The organism is Microbulbifer sp. ABE4_465 (genome assembly GCF_056160765.1).
This window is the reverse complement of the sequence record NZ_JBSWXV010000001.1, coordinates 764861-787037: the sequence shown is the minus strand read 5'-3', so window position 1 is coordinate 787037 and position 22177 is coordinate 764861. Positions and strand designations below refer to the sequence as shown.

Annotated in this window: 19 protein-coding genes; 12 read left to right on the top strand and 7 right to left on the bottom strand. The window is 56.3% G+C overall.

Features of this window, described 5'->3' with window-relative positions; all coding sequences use genetic code 11:
* Positions 1–164: 164 nt before the first annotated feature.
* Genes ACXAG1_RS03175 through ACXAG1_RS03165 form a run of 3 tightly spaced genes read left to right on the top strand, consistent with a single transcriptional unit; the run spans position 165 to position 3244 of the window.
* Positions 165–1841 carry a carbon starvation CstA family protein gene (locus ACXAG1_RS03175; protein ID WP_475118899.1) on the top strand — a complete coding sequence of 559 codons (1677 nt, stop codon included), beginning with the start codon at positions 165–167 and terminating at the stop codon, positions 1839–1841.
* 52 nt (positions 1842–1893) lie between these two features.
* On the top strand, positions 1894–2187 hold the full coding sequence (locus tag ACXAG1_RS03170; RefSeq protein ID WP_475118898.1) for a cory-CC-star protein: 294 nt from the start codon (positions 1894–1896) through the stop codon (positions 2185–2187).
* 19 nt (positions 2188–2206) lie between these two features.
* Complete coding sequence (locus ACXAG1_RS03165; protein WP_475118897.1) at positions 2207–3244, top strand: ArsA family ATPase; 1038 nt, start codon at positions 2207–2209, stop codon at positions 3242–3244.
* 29 nt (positions 3245–3273) lie between these two features.
* On the opposite strand, the gene ACXAG1_RS03160 is transcribed toward ACXAG1_RS03165, so the two are convergent.
* Both ACXAG1_RS03160 and ACXAG1_RS03155 read right to left on the bottom strand, forming a co-directional pair.
* Positions 3274–3843: a DUF934 domain-containing protein gene (locus ACXAG1_RS03160; protein WP_475118896.1), complete on the bottom strand. Its 570-nt coding sequence runs from the start codon at positions 3841–3843 to the stop codon at positions 3274–3276.
* The gene (locus ACXAG1_RS03155) at positions 3827–5491 is read right to left on the bottom strand and encodes a nitrite/sulfite reductase (RefSeq protein ID WP_475118895.1); all 1665 of its coding nucleotides are present in this window, start codon (positions 5489–5491) and stop codon (positions 3827–3829) included. Before ACXAG1_RS03155 ends, ACXAG1_RS03160 begins: the two co-directional genes overlap by 17 nt.
* A 294-nt stretch (positions 5492–5785) precedes the next feature.
* Here ACXAG1_RS03155 and ACXAG1_RS03150 point away from each other — a divergent pair, with 294 nt between their 5' ends.
* A complete protein-coding gene (locus tag ACXAG1_RS03150) occupies positions 5786–5920 on the top strand; it encodes a hypothetical protein (protein WP_475092875.1) in 135 nt (44 codons plus the stop codon).
* Between the two features lie 212 nt (positions 5921–6132).
* On the opposite strand, the gene ACXAG1_RS03145 is transcribed toward ACXAG1_RS03150, so the two are convergent.
* Together ACXAG1_RS03145 and metH are read right to left on the bottom strand one after the other, a co-directional pair.
* Positions 6133–6342, bottom strand: coding sequence for a DUF2970 domain-containing protein (locus tag ACXAG1_RS03145; RefSeq protein ID WP_475092876.1), 210 nt, complete (start codon positions 6340–6342; stop codon positions 6133–6135).
* A gap of 73 nt (positions 6343–6415) precedes the next feature.
* Entirely contained in the window at positions 6416–10111 is a 3696-nt protein-coding gene (metH, locus tag ACXAG1_RS03140; RefSeq protein ID WP_475092877.1) for a methionine synthase, read from the bottom strand.
* 176 nt (positions 10112–10287) lie between these two features.
* On the opposite strand from metH, the gene ACXAG1_RS03135 reads away from it, so the two are divergent.
* Together ACXAG1_RS03135 and nfuA are read left to right on the top strand one after the other, a co-directional pair.
* Positions 10288–10968, top strand: coding sequence for a type 1 glutamine amidotransferase domain-containing protein (locus ACXAG1_RS03135; protein WP_475092878.1), 681 nt, complete (start codon positions 10288–10290; stop codon positions 10966–10968).
* A 118-nt stretch (positions 10969–11086) separates the two neighbouring features.
* On the top strand, positions 11087–11689 hold the full coding sequence (gene nfuA, locus ACXAG1_RS03130; RefSeq protein ID WP_475092879.1) for a Fe-S biogenesis protein NfuA: 603 nt from the start codon (positions 11087–11089) through the stop codon (positions 11687–11689).
* A gap of 88 nt (positions 11690–11777) precedes the next feature.
* Here the strand turns inward: nfuA and hrpB are convergent, their stop codons facing one another.
* Complete coding sequence (hrpB, locus tag ACXAG1_RS03125; protein ID WP_475118894.1) at positions 11778–14321, bottom strand: ATP-dependent helicase HrpB; 2544 nt, start codon at positions 14319–14321, stop codon at positions 11778–11780.
* Between the two features lie 167 nt (positions 14322–14488).
* Between hrpB and ACXAG1_RS03120 the strand changes: the two genes are divergently transcribed.
* The 6 genes from ACXAG1_RS03120 (at position 14489) to ACXAG1_RS03095 (ending at position 20000) form a co-directional block, all read left to right on the top strand.
* Positions 14489–14932 carry a MarR family winged helix-turn-helix transcriptional regulator gene (locus tag ACXAG1_RS03120; protein ID WP_475118893.1) on the top strand — a complete coding sequence of 148 codons (444 nt, stop codon included), beginning with the start codon at positions 14489–14491 and terminating at the stop codon, positions 14930–14932.
* A 1-nt stretch (position 14933) separates the two neighbouring features.
* The gene (locus tag ACXAG1_RS03115; protein ID WP_475092882.1) at positions 14934–15683 is read left to right on the top strand and encodes a siderophore-interacting protein; all 750 of its coding nucleotides are present in this window, start codon (positions 14934–14936) and stop codon (positions 15681–15683) included.
* A gap of 18 nt (positions 15684–15701) precedes the next feature.
* Entirely contained in the window at positions 15702–16337 is a 636-nt protein-coding gene (gene tmpT / locus ACXAG1_RS03110; RefSeq protein ID WP_475092883.1) for a thiopurine S-methyltransferase, read from the top strand.
* A 194-nt stretch (positions 16338–16531) separates the two neighbouring features.
* Positions 16532–17650: a helix-turn-helix transcriptional regulator gene (locus tag ACXAG1_RS03105; protein ID WP_475092884.1), complete on the top strand. Its 1119-nt coding sequence runs from the start codon at positions 16532–16534 to the stop codon at positions 17648–17650.
* A 138-nt stretch (positions 17651–17788) separates the two neighbouring features.
* Positions 17789–19765 (top strand): membrane dipeptidase, encoded by a 1977-nt coding sequence (locus ACXAG1_RS03100; RefSeq protein ID WP_475118892.1) that lies wholly within the window; start codon positions 17789–17791, stop codon positions 19763–19765.
* A gap of 85 nt (positions 19766–19850) precedes the next feature.
* Positions 19851–20000 (top strand): sodium:solute symporter family transporter, encoded by a 150-nt coding sequence (locus tag ACXAG1_RS03095; protein WP_475093944.1) that lies wholly within the window; start codon positions 19851–19853, stop codon positions 19998–20000.
* A 26-nt stretch (positions 20001–20026) separates the two neighbouring features.
* Here ACXAG1_RS03095 and ACXAG1_RS03090 read toward each other — a convergent pair whose 3' ends face one another.
* Together ACXAG1_RS03090 and ACXAG1_RS03085 are read right to left on the bottom strand one after the other, a co-directional pair.
* Complete coding sequence (locus tag ACXAG1_RS03090) at positions 20027–20578, bottom strand: YdeI/OmpD-associated family protein (protein ID WP_475092886.1); 552 nt, start codon at positions 20576–20578, stop codon at positions 20027–20029.
* 310 nt (positions 20579–20888) lie between these two features.
* On the bottom strand, positions 20889–21962 hold the full coding sequence (locus ACXAG1_RS03085; RefSeq protein ID WP_475092887.1) for a 3-deoxy-7-phosphoheptulonate synthase: 1074 nt from the start codon (positions 21960–21962) through the stop codon (positions 20889–20891).
* Positions 21963–22177 lie beyond the last annotated feature (215 nt).

The following is a 22177-nucleotide window of genomic DNA, read 5'->3' as shown; positions in this document are numbered from 1 at the left end:
GTTTGATCGCTGCTTCGAGGGGCGCCTTTCTATCGAAGTACGCCGGTCGACGCGTGCCTATTTACGCCAATATAAAGAGCGTTGCGCCACAGGCCGTGTAGGTTTAGACGACTGCGCTAGTATCACAGCAATAAAGCTAACAGCACAAAATAAGGAAACTGTGCATGAGCGCGATATTGCTGATGGTACTCGGCCTGGGTGGTATGGCTGCGGGCTATTTTTTCTATTCGCGCTTTATTGCCGAGCGCATTTACCGGTTCGATCCTGACTTCATTACCCCGGCGCACGAATTTGAAGACGGTGTGGACTATGTGCCCACCAACAAATTTGTACTGTGGGGGCACCATTTCACCTCTGTTGCCGGTGCCGCGCCGATTGTGGGTCCGGCAATTGCCGTTATCTGGGGTTGGCTGCCCGCGTTTCTGTGGGTCGTCTTCGGCACCATATTCTTCGCCGGGGTGCACGACAGCGGTGCTATCTGGGCCAGCGTGCGCAATCGGGCGTTGTCGGTAGGTTCCCTGACCGGGCACGTGGTCGGCAAGCGTGCACGCAGCATCTTTATGATCGTGATTTTCCTGGTGCTACTGATGGTCAACGCCGTGTTCGGGGTGGTGATCGCCGGGCTGTTGATCGACAACCCGGGCTCGGTCGTGCCAATCTGGGGGGCAATCGCGGTAGCGCTGGTCATTGGCCAGCTGATTTACCGGTTCAAATTCAATCTCGCGCTGGTGTCCCTGTTCGGGGTGATAGCCCTGTATGCGCTGATTTATGTCGGCCCTTCGGTGCCGGTTTCTTTGCCGGAAACGGTGGTGGGTCTTTCCAGCAAAGCCGCGTGGATTTTGATTCTGTTTGCCTACGCCGCGGTCGCCTCTCTGTTGCCGGTATGGGTGCTGCTGCAACCACGGGATTACATCAATGGCCTGCAGCTGTTCGTCGGGTTGATCCTGCTGTATTCCGCGGTGCTTATTGCGAGCCCGGAGCTGGTGGCACCGATGATCAATCACCAGGTGCCGGAGGGCGCGCCACCCTTGATACCCCTATTGTTCGTAACGATTGCCTGCGGTGCTATCTCCGGATTTCACGGACTGGTGGCTTCCGGCACCACGTCCAAGCAATTGAATAAAGAAACCGATGCGCGCTTTGTGGGGTACTTCGGGGCGATCGGCGAGGGCGCGTTGGCGCTGGCAGCGATTATTGCAGCCTGTGCGGGGTTTGCGTCTCTGGGTGATTGGCAGGCCGTATACAGTGCCTTTGGCCAGGGTGGCGTGCAGGCGTTTGTGGACGGCGGCGCGGCCATTCTCAATCAGGGGGTGGGTATCGATGCGGCGGTTTCCGGCACCATGCTGACGGTGATGGCGGCGCTGTTTGCCGGCACCACCATGGATACCGGCTTGCGCCTGCAGCGCTATATCTTCCAGGAGTTTGGGGAGATTTACGGCATCCGCTGGCTTGGGAAGCCTTTGCCGGCCACGATGATGGCGGTGGCCTGCTGTGTGTTGCTGGCATTCGGTGCAGGGGGCGCGGACGGCTCCGGTGGACTTCTGATCTGGCCGTTGTTCGGCACCACCAATCAGTTGCTGGCGGGGCTCACGCTGCTAGTGATTTCGGTGATGCTGGTGCGTTTGAATCGTCCGGTCTGGGTCACTCTGGTTCCACTGGTCTTCCTGTTGCTGATGACGCTGGCGGCACTGCTAATTCAGCTAAATGAGTTTTACCAGAAAAAAGACTGGTTCCTGCTGAGCCTGGACCTTGTGGTACTCGTCGCTGCAATTCTCGTGACATTGGAATGTGTTTCGGCCTTTAAAAAGCCGGCTTCAGAAATCGGTGGCGAAGAGCTGTGATACACGCGCACTGATCTGGAGATGGACGGAAACCTCTGAGGAGGGTGTAACCATGGATGGCGAAAACAAGTCTGGGCTACCGAGAAACCTGAAGCTGGTGTTCCGTCGTATCAGCGCTCAGCTGGATGCCTATTACAACGCCCCTTACCGCAGTGCGCTGGCGCGGGCGGAGCGGGATGAGGAAGATCTGTTTATGCTGCTGATCTACGCCGAGTCCCTGGGTATTCCCAATCCCGTCAGTTTTTACACCCTGGAATTGCAGCCGCAAATGCTGGAGCGATTTCATCAGTGGCACCGGCGTATGGGGATGGAGCGTTCGCCATTGGATGAAATGCGTTGCTGTTAACCAAAGAGCCCAAGACCCGATGACAATATCGATCGACCTGGAACACTTACTACGCCGCAAACTGATTATGGTGGGCGGCAAAGGTGGGGTTGGCAAAAGTACGATGGCGGCCACTCTGGCGACGATCGCCGCCGGTCGCGGGCTGAAGACGTTACTGGTATCCACCGATCCCGCGCACAATCTCGGTGACCTGTTTGGGTGTGAAATCGGCTCTGCCGGATGCGAGATTCCCTGGAGCGCCGGAAACCTGCATGCGCTGGAGATTAATCCGGAGTTCGCGCTGGAAAGGTATCTCGAGTCTGTGCGGCAGCAGATGCTCCCGCATGTGGCCGTGGCATTGCGTGGACAGCTGGAGAAACAGTTGCACCTTACCCGCCACTCTCCCGGAGCGGAAGAAGCGGCGCTTCTGGATGAAATCACGCGGTTGATTCAGAATCGCGATGAATTTGATTTGATGATCTTCGATACGGCACCAACCGGCCATACCCTGCGGCTGCTTTCCCTGCCCGTGGTTATGTCGGCATGGACAGAGGGGCTTGTTGCGCAGAAAGAGCGCGCTGGGCGTTTTCGGGATGTGCTCGGGAAGTTTGCCGGCACTGTAGAGACGCCGAATCAGGCCGTGAGCGCGCAACTGGCGCCGCTCGTGGAGCGTCAGGCGCGTTTTCGGGAGTCCGCGAATGCGCTCAAAGACCCGCAACTCAGCGCGTTTGTGTTTGTCATGACAGCGGAAATGCTTCCGTTGAACGAAACCCGGCGAGCGGCGTTAGCGCTCAAGAACAGCGGGATTCCGGTTGCCGGTCTTTTGCTGAACCGGTTACTACCGGAAGAGGCCGCAGAGATTCCGTTTTTGCGGGGTGCCTGGGAGTGCCAGCAGCGGGTACTTCGTCAGATAACGGAACAGTTAGGCGGGTTGCCTAGCCTGGCATTACCGATGACAGGAAACGTTCTGCAGGGCAGGGAAGGGCTGCAGTGGTTGGCTTCACAACTGGTGAAAGCGTCAGAATCTGGCGACCGGATGCAAAAACAGCCCGGCAGTGAAACTGTCGGGCTGTTATAGAGGCTCGCCGCTTACTTACGCAAGGTAAGTTATGCGAGTGCGCGACGGCGATGAATCGGCACGGGCTGATCTACCGCAGACTGATAGCTGTCCGTGAAATCCTGCATGGATTCCAACAGTCCTTCCAGAGGCTGTTCGCCCTGGAAAGCAAAGCTGTTGAAGCCACAGCGGGTCAGGTAGGTCAGCTGGTCGCGGATAAAATTACCCACCGCACGCAGTTCGCCGGTAAAACCATAGCGCTGGCGCAACAGGCGGCCGGCGGTGAATGCACGGCCATCGGTGAACGCGGGGAAGTGAGCGGCGATCAGCGGCAGTTCGCTGGCGTAGTCGCCAATCAGGTCTGCGGTTTCGTCGCTGTCCAGCCACACACCGATTTCGTCCTTGCGGCCCGCTAGATCTTCACGCAGTTCCAGCCACACGCTCAGGGGCAGGATCACCTTGCCCGGTGCGAGGCTGCTCGCGCTGATCTCTTCATCGCCGCCCAGCGGCAACAGATTCCATTCGTTTTCGACAACCGCGCCGTCAACAATCAGTTGCGCCGGGTTTTCCGGTTGCGCGCCTACCGGCTTTTTCGCGGAGAGGTTAGCTGGCTTTGGCATATACACGCTCCTTGAATGGCTGCAGCCCGATGCGGTTGTAGGTGTCGATAAAGAACTCTTCCGGCTGACGGTTCTCTACGAACACATCGAGAATCTTGCCGATGGTCTCCGGCATTTCATCGCGGGAGAAGCTGGGGCCGAGCACTTTACCCAGGCTGGCTTTCTCATTGGCGCTGCCGCCGAGCTGAACCTGGTAGAACTCCTCGCCTTTCTTGTCGACGCCGAGAATGCCGATATGGCCAATATGGTGGTGGCCGCAGGCGTTCATACAACCGGAGATGTTCAGGTCCAGGTCACCCAGGTCGTAGAGGTAATCCAGGTCGTCAAACTTGCGCTGGATAGCTTCCGCAACCGGGATGGATTTGGCATTGGCCAGGGAGCAGTAGTCGCCACCCGGGCAGCAGATCATATCGGTCAGGGTGCCGATGTTCGGGGTGGCAAAGCCGTGTTTGCGGGCCTCCTGCCACAGGTCGAACAGCTTTTCTTGCTCCACGTCTGCCAGAACCACGTTTTGCTCGTGGGTTACGCGCACTTCGCCGAAGCTGTATTTGTCGGCGAGATCGGCGATGGCTTCCAGTTGGCGATCGGTAACGTCGCCCGGTGGAATACCGGTAGGCTTGGTGCTCAGTGTGACGGCCTGGTAGCCGTTTACGCGATGGGGGAAAGTATTGCGTTCGAGCCAGCGGGCGAACGCCTTGTCACCACCGGACTGATCGCGCAATACCGCTTCACCATGGCCTTCACTGAAGGACTTGTACGCGGGCTCCGGGAAAAACCGCTTGGACCACTCGATCACTTCCGGTGTCAATTCTTCGACGCCATCCTTGATCTGTTCCCACTCCGCTTCCACACGGCGACCGAACTCTTCCGCGCCCATGGCCTTTACCAGAATCTTGATGCGCGCCTTGAACTTGTTGTCGCGGCGGCCCAGCTGGTTATACACGCGAACGATCGCTTCCAGGTAGGAGAGCAGGTGGGTCTCCGGCAGGAAGTCGCGGATCGCAACGCCAATGATCGGGGTGCGGCCGAGGCCTCCGCCGACGAATACCTGGAAGCCGGTTTCGCCTTTGTCGTTCCTGACGATCTGTACACCGATATCGTGGGCGCGAATGGCCGCACGGTCTTCTTCAGCGCCACATACCGCAATTTTGAATTTGCGTGGCAGGAAGGCGAATTCCGGGTGGAATGTGGACCACTGGCGAATCAATTCGCAGTAGGGGCGAGGGTCGATCAATTCATCGCGGGCGATACCGGCGAACTGGTCCGTGGTGGTGTTGCGGATACAGTTACCACTGGTCTGCACCGCGTGCATTTCTACTTCCGCGAGCTCCGCGAGAATATCGGGCACATCTTCCAGGTTTGGCCAGTTGAGCTGGACGTTCTGGCGGGTAGTGAAGTGCGCATAGCCCTTGTCGTACTTGCGGGTGATGTGCGCCAGTCGACGAACCTGGCTGCTGTTCATTAGCCCGTAGGGCACCGCGATGCGCAGCATGGGTGCCAGTCGCTGAACATAGAGGCCATTTTGCAGGCGCAAAGGCAAAAATTCTTCTTCGCTCAGTTCACCGGCGAGATAGCGTTCGGTCTGGCCGCGAAACTGGGCCACCCGTTCCCGGATCAGCTTGTGGTCCTGTTCGTCGTATCGATACATAAGAGCTTGATTCCATTACTTTTTTGCGCTGGTCTCACAGCGCCCAGAGGGTCTTCTGGAGCCTATCTATGACCCTGAGTGGCGCATAACATACCAGCCGCCTTATACAAAAAATAACAATTTTTTTCGCTACCTTAGTAACCGCCGGTTATAAGTAGCTCGCCCGTGTATAACTGGCGAAATACTGCACGGTTGCACCCCGCGTGGGGATTTGATCTACTTGAGAAACCGCGTTTTTTAGCGGTGCTGCTACCTTTAAAACAATAATGATTTCTTGAGAGACGGAGTATTCCGATGAACGATCAAGCAGTAAGAGATGTAGTAGTTGTATCCGACGATAGCGATAACGTTGTAGACGCCATTGCGGCGGTGGCACTGGTGGCCATCTTTGTCGCTACCTGTATTTACTGGGTTGCCTCACAGGGCTAAGGCCCGGGCTCCCCAGAAAATAACCCTTTACCTGAGTGTCTCTTTTTATAAGAGCAGGATAGGTATTTGCGAATGATTCTTTTTACTGGCGACGTTCGGGTCGCCGGCGATGTTCTATTGGTTTTACGGTTTGAGTCGCAGGGCTAGCGCTAAAGCTGTAAATACAATTGAGAATTATTATCCGATCTTGCCCGGCAATTTTTGCTTATTGCTCAGCCCATATTGCTCAACACGGTTTTCACCACCAGCACCAGCGTTAGTACAAACAGTGCGGTGAAAATAATTCCGGCAGCAATATAGGCCTTGAAGCTTCCGCCTTTGAAATCCCGCTCGCGGTTTTTACTCGACTGCACGCCAATCGCCGCGGCGAGGGTGCTGAGCACTACCTGGCCGAATGAGGGTTTCTTGTCGTTATTTTCCATAATCCTCTCCACACATCTTGGTTTAGGAGCCTGCTTACAGACTCCTGCAGAGTAAGTGGTTAGCGAACGTAAGTCAGTCCTCGAGATTCGGGCGCAGCCAGCGTTCCAGTTCCTCAACGCTCATTTCCTTGCGCTCGGCCAGGCTTTCCAGCTGATCCCGGGAAATCTTGCCCACATTAAAATACTTTGACTCCGGGTGTGCAAAGTACCAGCCACTCACTGCGGCGGCGGGCATCATGGCGAAACTGGAAGTCAGCTCCATCCCTGCGTTTTCTTCCGCATTCAACAGTTTGAACAGGGTGGCCTTTTCCGTGTGGTCGGGGCAGGCGGGGTAGCCGGGAGCGGGGCGGATACCGCTATAGCGCTCCTTGATCAGCTCTTCGTTGCTAAGGGTTTCTTCCGGCTGGTAGCCCCAGTAGTTTTTGCGGACTTCCCGGTGCAGGTATTCGGCAAGGGATTCCGCCAGTCGATCCGCCAGTGCCTTGACCATGATTGCGCTGTAGTCGTCGTGCTTGGCCTCGTACTCCGCGGCCAGTTCGTCGGCGCCAATGCCGGTGGTTACCGCAAAGCCGCCGACATAATCTTCGACACCACTACCGACGGGCGCGATAAAGTCGGCCAGCGAGCGACACAGGCCATCGCCACCGCGCTTTTGCACCTGCTGGCGCATCTGGTGCAGGCGGGCGCGCTCGGTGGTGCGGCTTTCATCGGTGTAGACCACGATGTCGTCGCCGTCCGCATTGGCCGGCCACAGGCCAAACACCGCACGGGCTTTCAGGCGCTTGTTGTCGATGATATCGGCGAGCATGGTCTGCGCATTTTTGAACAGATCCGTTGCGGCCTCGCCGACCACTTTATCGTTCAGGATCGCCGGGTATTTACCCGCGAGATCCCAGGAGATGAAGAAGGGCGTCCAGTCGATGGTGTCGACCAGTTTTTCCAGCGGGAAATCGTCCAGTACGGTAAGGCCCGGCTTGTTCGGAACGACTGGCTTGAAGTTTGCCCAGTCGAACTGCGGGCCTGCCTTCAAGGCGTCGGGGTAAGTCAGGCGCGGGTCATTGCGTTTGCGGTTGGCGGTACGCTCGCGCACTTTTACGTACTCTTCCTGCACGCTTTTGATAAAGCCGGGACGCAGCTCGTCGGACAGCAGGTTGCTGGCAACACCCACCGCACGGGAGGCGTCTGCTACATAGACCACCTGGTTGCGTTTGAATTGCGGTTCGATCTTCACTGCCGTGTGTGCCTTGGAGGTGGTGGCGCCGCCGATCAGCAGGGGAATATCAAAACCCTGCCGTTCCATTTCCGCGGCCACGTGTACCATCTCATCCAGAGAAGGCGTAATCAGGCCGGACAGGCCGATGATATCGCAGTTCTTTTCTTTCGCGGTTTGCAGAATGGTTTCCGCAGCCACCATTACGCCGAGATCGATCACCTCGAAGTTATTACAGGCCAGCACCACGCCCACAATATTTTTGCCGATATCATGCACATCGCCTTTTACCGTGGCCATCAGAATGCGGCCGTTGGGTTTGCTGTCTGCAGTTTTCTCGGCTTCGATATACGGCTGCAGGTAGGCCACCGCCTGTTTCATAACACGGGCGGACTTCACCACCTGTGGCAGGAACATCTTGCCCTCGCCAAACAGGTCGCCAACCACGTTCATGCCGTCCATCAGCGGACCTTCGATCACATCCAGTGGACGTGTGGAGGCAGCGCGGGCTTCTTCGGTATCTTCTTCGATGAAATTGTTGATGCCTTTTACCAGCGCGTGCTCCAGGCGTTTCTTTACCGGCCACTGGCGCCAGGCCAGATCTTCCTTGCGCTCGGCAGTACTGCCATCGCCGCGGTATTTTTCTGCGATATCCAGCAGGGCTTCGGTGGCTTCATCGTTGCGATTGAGAATTACATCCTCCACCTTGTCCCGCAGTTCGTCCGGCAGGTCGCTGTAGACCTCCAGCATACCCGCATTGACGATGCCCATATTCATGCCGGCTTTTACCGCGTAATACAGGAATACGGAGTGGATAGCTTCGCGCACCGGGTTGTTGCCGCGGAAGGAGAAGGATACGTTGGAGACACCACCGGAGACATTGGCACCTGGCAGGTTCTGGCGAATCCAGCGGGTGGCTTCGATAAAGTCCACCGCGTAGTTGTTGTGCTCTTCGATACCGGTGGCGACGGCGAAGATGTTCGGGTCGAAAATAATATCCGTCGGGTTGAAGCCGACCTTGTCCACCAGCACGTCGTAGCTGCGCTTACAGATTTCAATCTTGCGCTCGAAAGTGTCCGCCTGGCCGTTTTCGTCAAAGGCCATCACCACCACGGCGGCGCCGTAGCGCAGGCACAGGCGTGCTTTCTCGATAAACTCCTCTTCACCTTCCTTCAGGCTGATGGAGTTGACGATGGGTTTGCCCTGGATGCACTGCAGGCCAGCCTCGATGACCTCCCATTTGGAGGAATCCACCATAAACGGCACCTTGGCGATTTCCGGTTCGGTGGCGCACAGATTGAGGAAGCGGCGCATGGCGGCGACGGAATCCAGCATCGCCTCGTCCATGTTGAAGTCGATGACCTGAGCCCCGTCTTCCACCTGGGTGGCGGCGATCTGCAGGGCGGTATCGTAATCCTCTTCCATGATCAGGCGCTTGAAGCGCGCAGAGCCGGTGACGTTACAGCGCTCGCCCACGTTCACGAACAGGGCGTTTTCATCGGCCACATAGGGCTCAAGGCCGGAGAGGCGCAAGGCCGGTTTGATCTCGGGCAACTTGCGCGGTGGCAGATCGGCCACGGCATTGGCAATCGCACGGATGTGGTCGGGCGTGGTGCCGCAGCAACCGCCGAGAATATTCAGGAAGCCGGCCTCTGCGAACTCTTTTACGATCGCCGCAGTTTCTTCCGGAGTCTCGTCGTACTCGCCGAATTCGTTCGGCAGGCCCGCATTGGGGTGGGCGGATACGTATCCTGCGCAGACGCCGGACAGTGCTTCCACATAGGGGCGCAATTCGGTGGCACCGAGGGCACAGTTCAGACCGACGGAGAGCGGTTTGGAGTGGGCGATCGAGTAGTAGAAGGCTTCGGTGGTCTGGCCGGACAAGGTGCGGCCAGAGGCATCGGTAATGGTGCCGGAGATCATGATCGGCAGCTCGAAACCGCGCTGGTCAAATACTTCCTGTACCGCGTAGATAGCCGCCTTGGCATTCAGGGTGTCGAAGATGGTTTCGATCAGGATCAGGTCCGAGCCGCCGTCGATCAGCGCGTTTGTGGACTCGATATAGTTCTCGACCAGCTCGTTGAAGGTCACATTGCGCGCGCCCGGATCGTTTACATCCGGCGAGATACTGGCGGTGCGGGATGTCGGGCCCAGGACACCGGCAACAAAGCGCGGCTTCTCCGGTGAGGAGAGGGCGTCAGCGGCGCGGCGGGCGACCTGGGCGGCTACCCGATTCAGTTCCGGCACCAGGTCTTCCATGTCGTAGTCGGATTGGGACAGACGGGTGGCGTTGAAGGTATTGGTTTCGATAATGTCGGCACCGGCTTCCAGGTATTCCCGGTGCAGGCGCTCGATCAGATCCGGCTGCGTTAGTACCAGCAGGTCGTTGTTACCCTTGATATCGGAGGGGTAGTCGGCAAAGCGCTTGCCCCGGTAATCCGCTTCCTCCAACTTCTCCTGCTGGATCATGGTGCCCATACCGCCGTCCAGGATCAGGATGCGCTCGCCCAGGGCGGCGTACAGCTGTTTAAGACGTTGATCGCGGGACTGCTCAGACATGGGTTTTCCTTAAACCGGGGACCAAAAGGGCGGCAATCTTAGCACAATTGCCCCAAGTCTCAGGCTTCTCAGTCACGTCTTAAGATCATGTATTTATGGCAACGGAACCAAAGGTTATAGCGTTGCTCACACTACACTCAGGTTCTGCAAATTCATCGCTCAGCAAGGAGTACACCGTGAAGATACTGATGGTGCTCACATCCCATGACCAGCTCGGTGATACGGGACAGAAAACGGGGTTCTGGCTGGAAGAGTTTGCCGCTCCCTATTATGTCTTTGTGGATGCGGGGGCCGATGTGACCCTCGCGTCGCCAAGGGGCGGGCAGCCGCCGCTGGACCCCAAGAGTGACGCAGAGGATGCCCAGACGCTCGCCACCAAGCGCTTCAGGGGCGACCCCATTGCCAAGGCTGCGTTGGCGGATACCCGCTCACTGGACGAAGTCGATGCGGAAGGTTTTGATGCGCTGTTCTTTCCCGGTGGTCACGGCCCTCTCTGGGATCTCGCCGAAGATCAGCGGTCTATCGCACTCATTCACGGGTTCCAGCGCGCGGGGAGGCCGGTTGCTGCTGTCTGTCATGCGCCTGCGGTGTTTCGGCACACTGTGTCGGAAAACGGTGAGCCGCTGGTGCGCGGTCGCAAGGTTACCGGCTTTAGCAACAGCGAAGAGGCGGGGGTGGGTTTGACGGAGGTGGTGCCGTTTCTGCTGGAAGATATGCTGAACCAGCACGGCGCGCATTACTCCAAGGGCGAGGACTGGCAGAGTCATGTGGTGACCGATGGGTTACTGATTACCGGCCAGAACCCGGCCTCATCCGAGGCCACGGCGCGGTCGTTATTGGGCGCATTGTCTGCCTAGCCGGTATTGTCGGCTATGTGGTTGGCTTTACTTGCAGGGTTTAGCGCGTAGAATACCCGACCGCAGAGCTCGGTTATTTCGGGCCTGTTTGTGGAAGCCCTGAGATTTGAGAAGGTCTATGTCAGAACAGTCGTCAGAATTGAACGTCACCATCACTGAATCTGCCCAGGAATACCTGCGCGACCTGCTGGCCAAGCAGGACTGCGAAGGTATCGCCATCCGTATGTTCGTATCCAATCCGGGTACTCCGAACGCGGAAACCTGCATCGCCTACAGTCGCCCCGGCGAGGAGAAAGAGGGCGATCTGGAAATGCAGCTGGATGGGTTCAAGGCCTACTTTGAAGGGCGAAGCATCCCGTATCTGGATGAAGCGCGAGTCGATTACTCTTCCGACAAAATGGGCGGCCAGCTCACCATCCGCGCCCCCAACTCCCGCATGCCCAAAGTTACCGATGACAGCCCCATCGAAGACCGTATCAACTACGTGCTGTACAGCGATGTAAACCCGGGCCTGGCTTCGCACGGCGGCCAGGTGAGCCTCGTGGAAGTAACCGAAGATATGTATGCGGTTTTGAAATTCGGCGGCGGCTGCCAGGGTTGTGGCATGGTGGATATGACGCTGAAAGAGGGCGTTGAGAAAACCCTGAAGGAGAAAGTGCCGGAACTGGCAGGTGTGAAGGATATTACCGACCACACCGACAAGTCTCAGGCCTACTATTGATTAGACTTTTCAGGTCAGATAAAAAACGCGGCTTTGGCCGCGTTTTTTGTTTCTGCATTTCCTTCTGCCTTTTATTCTGAAAGGCTATCTATCCATTCATGCGCTTTTTGGTTTTATTGGTCGCCTGTGCCGTTGCCGGGTCATCGGGCCAGAAGTGTTTCTGGTATTTGATGCGCAATTCCTTTTTTACTTCCTGATAGGTGTTTGCCCAGAAGCTTGCCAGGTCGCGAGTGACTTGCACCGGGCGCTGTGCCGGCGAGAGCAGGTGAATCATCAGTGGATAGCGGCCGTTGAGGATTGTCGGTGTTTGGGCGAGGCCAAACATTTCCTGCAGGCGAACTGGCAGTACAGGGGGTGACTCGGCATATTGAATGGCAATGCGGGAGCCACTTGGTACCGTCAAATGGGAGGGGGCCAGCTGATCCAGTTTTTGCTGGGTGGGCCATTCCAGTTGTGCAAGCAAAATGGCCTGCAAGTCCAGCTGTTTGAGTTGGTCGAGTTTATTCAGTCCTTGCATATGGGGGAGCAACCAGCGTTCCATGGATTGGAGCAGGGCGTTTTCATCCCAATCCGGCAGCTCATCTGCATCTATCAGGTCGGGATGTTCTGACTGTAGTGATTTTAGAAATCGCACTCGCGCAATAAGATTTTCACTTTCATCGTTCCACGGCAGAGTGCGCAATCCTCGCTGCCGGATCGCATCAAGTAATGCGCGGCTGAGCATTTCCGGTGAAAACTCTCGGGCCGGCTTGTCTTCGAGGATCAATTTCCCAAGCCGGGTTTGCTCGCTGGCAATAGCGCGTCCGGCCTGTTCATCCCAGCGCACCGCGGTTTCCCGGACGATCTGATCTCGGCAATAGGTGAAAAGCGCATCGGCGGAAATTTGCGAGGCCAGTTGAATACGCGCGTCACGCCCCTGGCCATCGAGATCAGCGACAACCAGATAATCCGCATGCGCCAGTTCGTCGTCGTGGGAAAAGTGTGCCCCTCGACCATTGGATAGCAGAAAACGTCGTTCGCGATCGTGCCGGTTTTGTGCAATTCGATCCGGGTAGGCGTGGGCGAGCAGTACCCCGGTGGTATCCAGATAGTCCGGAGTTACGCGCGTGCCAGTGTCGCTTTTCGGAAATTGCGCGTGCCAGGCCTTCGCCTGTTGCCGTATGCGGTGCACGGAACCCTGGTCTGCGCGAGCGTTGTTCCGATCTCCGGTCACCACGTCCAGGCGCTTGCGTATGTCCCTGTCCCAGCGTTGCTCGCCGCGGAAAATATCACGCTCGGAAAGTAGTGCCGCGATCAGACTGGCTTCTCGGCCGAGCCCCAGCGTGTTGCCGCAAAGCATCATGTGGGCCAGTCGCGGATGCGCCCCGAGTCTGAGCATGGCCTCGCCGTGCTCGGTGATGCGCAGGTTGTCATCCAGTGCCCCAAGCTCCTGCAGCAGCGCCCTGGCTTGAGCGGTAGGACCTGGTGGTGGCAGATCAAGCCAGCGCAGTTCCGCGGTATCCGTGACGCCCCACTGAGCCAGATCCAGCATCACTGGCGCCAGGTCACTGAGGAGTATTTCCGGAGCACTTTTTTTCGCCATGCTCCGCTGGGTCGATTCACTCCACAGGCGCAGGCTGTGACCCGGGCTGAGGCGACCGGCACGACCTGTGCGCTGTGTGGCAGACGCCTGGGAAATCTGGGTTGTCACCAGGCGGTTCATGCCGGTGTTTGGGTCAAACCGGGATTCCCGCATCAAGCCAGAATCCACCACCAGACGGATACCCTCGATCGTAATGGATGTTTCTGCGACGTTGGTGGCCAGTACAATTTTGCGCTTGCCGTCGGGGCAGGGGGCGATGGCCGCGTCCTGCTGTTGCTTGTTCAGATCGCCGTAAAGCGGCGCAACCGCGATGTGCGCGTTTCCGGCAAATGCGTCGTTTAGTGCTTCCTCAACCGCACGAATCTCCCGTACGCCAGGTAAGAACGCCAACAGACTGCCATCTTGTTGCGCCATCAGCTCCTGAATCTTGCGGCTGACCAGTGCTGGGAGCTGGCGTGCATCCTGCGGCACTTCGCGATGAGGCAGGTACTCGATTTCCACGGGAAAGGCGCGCCCTTCGCTGGTAATAACGGGGGCATCGCCGAGCAGGCTGGCCACGGCATCTGCGTCCAGTGTTGCCGACATCACCAGCAACTTGAGGTCCTCCCTGAGCACTTCCTGAGCCTGTAGACAGAGTGCCAGTGCCAGGTCCGCCTGCAAGTTGCGCTCGTGAAATTCGTCGAAAATCACCAGTGCCGTGTCCGCGAGTTCCGGGTCGGACTGCAGGAGCCGAGTGAGAATACCTTCGGTAACCACCAGGATCCGGGTGTTATCGCAGGCTTTACGCTCTCCGCGAATCTGGTAGCCGATGGTTTTGCCGAGGGGTTCCCCCAGAATATCGGCCATGCGGGCGGCGGCGGAGCGCGCTGCCAGTCGCCGCGGTTCCAGCATGATGATTCTGCGGTCTTTCAGCCACGAGGATTTGAGCAGTGCCAATGGGACCGCGGTGGTTTTACCGGCCCCGGGTGGGGCCTGTAATACGATATTTGGATGTTCGGTCAGGCTCTCCAGCAGGGCTGGCAGTACGTCCTGGATGGGTAGTTCTTTCATGGCGCGATTATAACGGCCCGGAGATGGGTGGAGGAGGGCGCGTACGATCAAATGGTTGACAGTGTCACCTTTATTTTTTATTGTTGATAGTGTCAATCAAATTTCATCCACCCGACGCTGGGCAGAGGCCGAGGCGGTTTGGTGAATAATTTTCGTGAGCGCAATCTATGAGCGAATCAACACTGAGCGACAATCTGCATCGCTTGATGCACGGCTATCGCAGCCGCCTGCGCGAAGAGGTGTCGCGGCGGGATCTCGGATTGCCGATCACCCATATCCGTGCACTCAAGGGGATCTGCCGCAACCCGGAATCCACCGCGCAATCCATTGCCCAGCGCATGCAGCGGGACAAGGCCCAGATAACGCGCGTGTTGAAGGAGCTGATTGCAGAGAAGTTGATTGAGAAGCGTCCGAATCCGAATGATGGGCGGAGCCATCTCCTGTTCCCAACGGAGCGGGGCAAGGCGGTTCTGGCCGAACTGATGACGGCGGAACAGGAAACAGCGAAGGCGATGACGCGCAGCCTGAGTGCACGCGAGCTATCCCAGTTTGCCGATCTCACCGCGCGAATGGTGGCTAATCTCTCGAAAGAATCTGAAGGAGGTCGATAGTATGTCCAGACCCGCACCACGCCTATTGGAGGTTATACAGACCCGTTTTATCACACCAAACATGTTGAGAGTCACATTGGGCGGTGAAGGTATCTTGGGGTTTCCGGCGGACCAGGAGAGCGCGTATATCAAACTGCTGTTCGAGCAGGGCGAAGGCCAGAAACCGCTGATGCGCACGTACACCATCCGCAATCAGCGCGAAAATGAAATCGATGTGGACTTCGTCGTGCACGATCACCCGGGGCCGGCAGGCAGCTGGGCGCTGGGCGCAAAACCGGGCGACCGCATACTGGTTGGAGGTCCCGGGCCTCGGAAGCTGATCAACCCCACCGGCGACTGGTTTTTACTTGTCGGCGATATGACCGCGCTGCCCGCAATCAGTGTGAACCTGGCGCTACTACCGAATACGGCACAAGGTATTGCGGTGATTGAAATAGCGAGTGAGGCGGATCGCCAGTCTCTTTCATGTCCGCCCGGCGTCGACATCGTCTGGGTGGTGTCTTGTAACCCGTCCTCGCCGGGCGAGGCGTTGTTCGATGCGGTAGCCGAATTGCCGTGGGGTGGAGGTGTGCCGTCTGTCTGGTGTGCTTGTGAATTCTCCAGCATGCGGCGGTTTCGTGCGTATTTTCGAGAGGGGCGCGCGACAGATCCGAAGCTTCGGTATATTTCCAGCTACTGGAAATATGGCCTGAGTGAAGATCAGCACAAGATCGTAAAACGTGAAGATGAATCGACAGTGGCAGTACTTTAACGGGGAGCGCGAAGATCCATGGAAAAATCATTCTGGCTGGAGAAGTGGCGCAAAAATGAAATTGCTTTTCATAACAGTGAAGCGCATCCACTGCTGGTGAAACACCTTCACCGGCTGAAACTTGAAAAAGGCGACCGCCTTTTCCTGCCACTTTGCGGAAAGACGCTGGATATAGGCTGGCTGCTCGGTGAGGGGTACCGCATAGTCGGGGCAGAGCTGAGTGAATCTGCAGTGATTCAGCTCTTTGAGCAATTGGCAATGACTCCTCAAATCGAGGAGCTCGGAGAACTGAAGAAATACTACGGTGACGGTGTCGAAGTATTTGTTGGTGATATTTTCGAACTTGCGGAATCATCCCTTGGGGCGGTCGACGGTATCTACGATCGGGCGGCGCTCGTGGCTCTGCCGGATTCCATGCGCAGTGAATACGCCGATCACCTGATCAAGATTACCCGGGCGGCGCCGCAACTATTGATCAGTTTTGATTACGATCAGAATCAGTTGCCGGGACCACCGTTCTGTGTGAATGACTCGGCCATTCGTGCCTTGTATGAAGCTGGTTACCGTGTCGAGAAAGTTGACTCTGTGCCGGTGGAAGGGGGGCTGAAGGGCAAGGTTGCAGCAGATGAGGTGGTCTGGATGCTGGAGTTCTGATGGAGAAAGCCCCGCAGGGCGCGACCTGAAGACAGCATCTGCTGCGTTACAGCTCTTGTAAAGGGCTAGCCATTCACTGCGAGCTGCGCCTACCAGCTACTGCCTTCAGGTCACGCTGCGGCATTACGGACTTGATCAGAGGTTCCCTAACCCTTAATGTGAGGGAAACACTTTTCTGGCAAAAGAATAAAAATATGCTGGATGATTGGATTCTGCCTATTGGATTTTCCTGTTTTTTGATGGCTTCTCTGGTAGCGATAGTGTCGCCGTCAAAAAACCTTCCCTGGACCTTGCGCCTGTTCCTGTTCATTTTGGGGTCGGCGGCTCTGCAGATGTCACTGGTTCGCTATGGCATGGCGGAAAGATTCACCGGGCTGATTTTTCTGATGGACCCGCTGGATATAGCTTTTGCACCCTTGGCCTACCTGTATCTGCGCAACCTGAATGGGCGGTCGATGCACCCGTTACTGGTCGCTGCACATTTCATTCCTTCCCTGATTGCCATTCTCGCAACGGTGCCATTCTGGCTCAGTGATGCAGTAAACAAACTCAGTTACTACCGAACCAGCCTGGAATTCAGTAACTGGCAGTGGCCGTCCGATGAGGGTACGGTCTGGGTGATTCTCATTCAGCTCCTTGTCTATTCACCTTTTGTGCTTGTCGAATATCACCGAAGAGTGCGCCAGTACGACGGGCAGGTGCCTTTGCACCGACCCTGGTTGCACTACTTTGTTGGTTCCTACTACTGCCTGTGGTTGTTGATCGGGACACTCGCACTCATGCAGTTTGAGGTGTCATTGCGGCACGTGCTGCTACTGGGTTTGATCGCGTTTGTGATCAGCTTTGTCGCAATTCTTATACGTGAACCAAGTTCCATTTCTGGTGAGACGGACGTCGAGCGTGTTCGGCAATCGTGGCGGTATTCCGTTGCCAAAGACAGCCTCGCTGCCCTGGCGGACAGATTGCATCAATATATGCGGATTACTCGTTGTTATCTGGATTCCGATCTGTCGCTTGAGACTTTAGCGAAGGACCTGAACACCCAGCCAGCAAAGCTGACGAAAATGTTCAGCCGCCACCTCGATATCGGGTTTTACGACTACATCAACGGGTACCGGGTAAAGGCCGCCAAGCAGATGCTTGCCGATCCCGAAATGCGCGCCCGCTCTGTTACAGACATCATGCTGGCCAGCGGCTTCAGCAGTAATTCCGTGTTCTATGCGAACTTCAAGGCTGACACGGGTATGACGCCTGCCCAGTTCCGGAAAAGAGGGCATTTGAAAGTCCCCGAAACCGTACTCGCCTGTATTTGATCGTTTCTTGGTGTTTCACAAACAATTGATTTCATTGAAGAAAATATTCTTCCGTCAAAAGTTTGCCACACGAAGGAAATACCAAAACCTGTCTCATATCGTTTTCTCACCCATAGCGAGGTGATGAGGAGAACGATAATGAAAATGTTATTTGCGGGCGTGGTATGTGCCGTGGCACTGGGCTGCGGTAAAGCTGTGGCATATAGCTGCGGGGATACAGACGTCATTTACAACCTGTATGACATGATGTCAGAAATTCAGAGTGAAAATGGCCCCGGGACCATTGGGCCGCGAAGGCTGGTTACCAATCAGACTTCTGAAATTGTGGCCTTTACCGACAAGCGGTTTATTCAGCCACACGCCCTCGATGTCGATCAAATTACCATCAAATTTACCAAGGAACACGGCACCTGGCTTGGCGGCGGAGTCGTTGAAGTGGTGTGTGCCACAGACGCGAACGGAAACGTACAGAAGCTGGATGAGGTCAAATTCAGCGGCGGGCGTCGCAACATCGGCGACCAGGTAATACGGTCATACAGCGGTCTAAAGGACAAGCGTTTATCGATTCATGCGGTGGGTATCGGAGCGGTCGGCAGCGCGCGTATTCGATTCGACTTGCTGCGCAATCCGTCAGAAGGCCAGCCGTGGGTACCTGATACGAGCGCGCCGGCAGGGCCTGTGCCCGGTTTTGCCGATGTTCACGTGCATCAGACCGCGGATCTCGCGTACAGCAAGGGGTGGTATTGGGGGAGCCACCAGCCCGGCGATCTTATGACACAGGTCACTATGTGTAGCGGGGACAACCATGGCACCCTGGAGCCGCTGGGAATCGAAATTCACGAGCTCGGCAAGGCGCATCTCGGCGAAACCAGTGGATATCCTGATTTTATCAACTGGCCGCGCTGGAACGACATCAAGCACCAGCAGGTCACATCTGAATGGTTAAAAGATGCCCACGAGCGGGGGCTGACCTTGATGGTTGCGTCCGTTGTTGCCAACCAGACGCTTGCCGCGGGTATGATCGCGTCCGGTAACCATGATAACCGTATCGCTCCCTTCGATATGGAGTCCGTCCGGCACCAGATCACCGAGCTGAAAAAAATGGACGATTCGGAAGACTGGTTTGAAATCGTACTCGATCCCTGGCATGCCCGTCGTGCGATCGCCGAAGGAAAGCTGGCGGTGATTCTTGCCATCGAAGCCAGCAACCTGTTCCCCGAATCCGACGGCCCCTGGCGTGAGCAGCTGTACGATGTATACGATATGGGTGTGAGGGCGCTACAGATCGCGCACCAAACCAACAACGATTTTTCCGGAGCGGCGTACCACCAGGATATTTTCGAGATCGTCACCCAGTTGAAGGCCTGGTACACCGGCGATGTGGATTACGCCGAGGCCAGTGATGGAGTCCATAACGACATCGGCATGAGTGCGCGCGGGTACGAGCTCTTGGACGAAATGATCCGATTAAACATGATCATTGATATGGCGCATCTACCGCTCAAATCCCAACGCGAGATTTATCAGGTCGTATCCCAGAATCACAACTACTACCCATTGTTTAACTCCCATACGCGCATCGACGAACTGCTGTATCAGGAAGATCGAGATATTCTGAATGAACACGTCACTACCGATGAGACTTTGGAGTTTTACCGGGCGACCGGCGGTGTCATTGGTTTGCGCACCGGTCTCCAGCGAATGAAGGATTACCCGGCGTCGGGCGTGGCGAATAACTGCGACGGATCTTCGCGATCAATTGCCCAGTTCTATCGATACGCTGCTGATCGCGGGGTGAAAACCGCGTTTGCTTCCGACTTCAACGGATTTATCGAAATGAACCCTCCGAGATTTGGTGCCGATGCCTGCGCAACCGCGCCGGATGAGTCCACCCGGTTAGCACAGGCTGAAGCCCAGGGAGCGGCGGATCCGTACTGGCCGGATTATGTACAGGAATACAACGAGAAAGGCACAGCGCACATCGGTTTGTTACCCGCACTGCTTTGGGATTTGAATGAGGTGGGGGCGGACGTAACCGACCTCGCGACATCGTCGGAGTCCATGGTGGCAATGTGGGAGCGAATCTACGATCCCGCGCGACAAATGGTGCAGTAGCCAGCGAGCCGGATTGTGCACGCCCGAGGGTGAGGGCCGCCAATAAGGCGGCCCTTATGGGCTCCCGCGAGTCACCGGGTATAGTATTGCCCTCGTGATTGATTTGATTACCGGTGTCGGATTTTCTACGTCCGTGATTATTCTGGGACCGTTCACCGTGCTCTACGACGTGATGGGTGGTATTCGCGGGGTTATCTATTCCGATGTGGTACACCTACACTGGCTCTACTGGTGATTATTGCGAGCTAGCTTGCCAACCTACTAGTCCGCAGTTTTCGGCGCACTCAGCGCCTTACTGTAAAAACCGGAAGTGTCAAAACAGCAAACCCGCTTTTTTCCTTCTGCGAGCATACTGCAAGCATCCTGAATACGTTTCGTACGGGTTTTCGCCTGTTTGGCGGATTCGACCCAGTGAATCCAGTCGATACGGGCAATGGTCGTTGTAGCATCCCAGGTCGCCTGGGACTGTGGTGAGGCTGTTAGCGCTTGTTTCAGATCTGCAGGTACCTCTGGCTCGGGTTCCTGTTCTACTGCTTCAATCTCAAATTCTGCAATATCACCGTGAACTGCGCCAGCGGATTCCATTAAGTCTTTATCGATCTTCAGCCAATGGCTCTTTTTCCCGTCGGGCTCGAGGACCGCTCGAAATTCGTGGCCGTTGATGGAGCCGTCGACACTGGTGCGTCCGCGCCTCGGAAGGGTCGCGCTGACTTCACCCGGAAGAATTACGAAGGCCCAGTTTTCAGCACCTTCCGAGCTTTTCGGGCGCAGTAGTTTTTCGGAGAACTCAGTCAATACTGATTGCTTGGACACTTGGAATTTCCTTCCGGTGGCTCGATTCCCGCTTAAATTATACGTTCAGTTTCGGCAATACAAATGATTTTGTATTGGTGGCAAGCGGATCTAGGGCCCGGCATTGGCATTCAGTTCCTTCTGCGCATTTTATTGGTTGTGTTCACTGTGAATCTGGAAGAACCGCGCGGATGGACTACCTGATAAATTGGCGTGCGCTAGATGTTTTTGGGTCTAGATTGTATATGCGCGTGATCCCGTATGTTTATAAACAAAAAAGGCCGGCAATGCCGACCGTTTTTTGAAAGGGAAACGCGATTTATGCTGGATTTTACCCCATGCGCTCCTTCAACGGATTGCGCAGCTGTTCTGCCATATTCAGTAGCAGGGATTCAGTAGTTTCCCAGTCAATGCACTTGTCTGTGACAGACACACCGTACTCCATTTTACTGCGGTCTTTATTGATCTTCTGGTTGCCGGCCTTGAGGTTGCTTTCCACCATGATGCCGATAATGGACTTGTTTCCGTCCAGAATCTGGTGGGTCACATTGTCGACCACCAGCGGTTGCAGCTCGTGGTTTTTGTTGGAGTTGGCGTGGCTGCAGTCGACCATGATATTTGGCACCAGACCGGCGGCTTCCAGTTCCTTTTCACACATGGCAACGCTGACGGAGTCGTAGTTTGGCTTGTCATTACCGCCGCGCAATACCACATGGCCGTATTTGTTGCCGGCGGTGTGGATGATGGCGACCTGGCCTTCTTTGTTGATACCCAGGAAGCGGTGCGGATTGGCGGTGGACTGGAGAGCGTTGATGGCCACTTCCAGGCTGCCGTCGGTGCCGTTCTTGAAGCCCACAGCGGAGGAGAGACCACTGGCCATTTCCCGGTGAGTCTGGGATTCAGTGGTACGAGCGCCGATGGCGGACCAGGAAATCAGATCCTGCAGGTACTGCGGGGAGATGGGGTCCAGAGCCTCGGTGGAGGTGGGCAGACCCAGCTCGGCGATATCCAGCAGCAATTTACGGCCGATATGCAGGCCGTCTTCGATCTTGAAGGAGTCGTCCAGGTGCGGGTCGTTGATCAGGCCCTTCCAGCCCACGGTGGTACGGGGCTTTTCAAAATACACACGCATTACGATCAGCAGGGTGTCAGAGACCTTGTCCGCCAGCGCCTTGAGGCGCTTGGCATAATCGATGGCCGCATCTACGTCGTGAACGGAACAAGGGCCGATCACAACCATCAGGCGGTGGTCTTTGTGGTCCAGAATGTCGCGCACTGCGGCGCGTCCGGCGGCTACTGAGGCTTCGGCAGCTTCGCTGACGGGCAGTTCCGATTTCAGCGCTTCCGGGGTAATCAGGATGTCCTGGGAGACGACGTTCAGGTCGTCGAACTGCTGCGTGGTCATGGTTAATTCACTACTTTTCGATAATTTTTTACGCGTCCGTGCCCGCAGGGCGTGCGCTGCGGGGCAGTTATGCTACCTAGTGGTAGGGAGCAGGGCTAGGGTTTCATTTGAAACAGTTTTAGGTGTCACGGCTTTCGAGTCGGAGCGCAATACCTGTCATTTAATCCCGCTACTAATTGGGATGAAACTGCAGGTGGTCGTATTCCTGGCTCCAT

Coding starts and splice junctions, on each gene's coding strand:
- ACXAG1_RS03175 (WP_475118899.1), top strand. CDS start 165: ATGAGCGCGATATTGCTGATGGTACTCGGCCTGGGTGGTATGGCTGCG.
- ACXAG1_RS03170 (WP_475118898.1), top strand. CDS start 1,894: ATGGATGGCGAAAACAAGTCTGGGCTACCGAGAAACCTGAAGCTGGTG.
- ACXAG1_RS03165 (WP_475118897.1), top strand. CDS start 2,207: ATGACAATATCGATCGACCTGGAACACTTACTACGCCGCAAACTGATT.
- ACXAG1_RS03160 (WP_475118896.1), bottom strand. CDS start 3,843: ATGCCAAAGCCAGCTAACCTCTCCGCGAAAAAGCCGGTAGGCGCGCAA.
- ACXAG1_RS03155 (WP_475118895.1), bottom strand. CDS start 5,491: ATGTATCGATACGACGAACAGGACCACAAGCTGATCCGGGAACGGGTG.
- ACXAG1_RS03150 (WP_475092875.1), top strand. CDS start 5,786: ATGAACGATCAAGCAGTAAGAGATGTAGTAGTTGTATCCGACGATAGC.
- ACXAG1_RS03145 (WP_475092876.1), bottom strand. CDS start 6,342: ATGGAAAATAACGACAAGAAACCCTCATTCGGCCAGGTAGTGCTCAGC.
- metH (WP_475092877.1), bottom strand. CDS start 10,111: ATGTCTGAGCAGTCCCGCGATCAACGTCTTAAACAGCTGTACGCCGCC.
- nfuA (WP_475092879.1), top strand. CDS start 11,087: ATGTCAGAACAGTCGTCAGAATTGAACGTCACCATCACTGAATCTGCC.
- hrpB (WP_475118894.1), bottom strand. CDS start 14,321: ATGAAAGAACTACCCATCCAGGACGTACTGCCAGCCCTGCTGGAGAGC.
- ACXAG1_RS03120 (WP_475118893.1), top strand. CDS start 14,489: ATGAGCGAATCAACACTGAGCGACAATCTGCATCGCTTGATGCACGGC.
- ACXAG1_RS03115 (WP_475092882.1), top strand. CDS start 14,934: ATGTCCAGACCCGCACCACGCCTATTGGAGGTTATACAGACCCGTTTT.
- tmpT (WP_475092883.1), top strand. CDS start 15,702: ATGGAAAAATCATTCTGGCTGGAGAAGTGGCGCAAAAATGAAATTGCT.
- ACXAG1_RS03105 (WP_475092884.1), top strand. CDS start 16,532: ATGCTGGATGATTGGATTCTGCCTATTGGATTTTCCTGTTTTTTGATG.
- ACXAG1_RS03100 (WP_475118892.1), top strand. CDS start 17,789: ATGAAAATGTTATTTGCGGGCGTGGTATGTGCCGTGGCACTGGGCTGC.
- ACXAG1_RS03085 (WP_475092887.1), bottom strand. CDS start 21,962: ATGACCACGCAGCAGTTCGACGACCTGAACGTCGTCTCCCAGGACATC.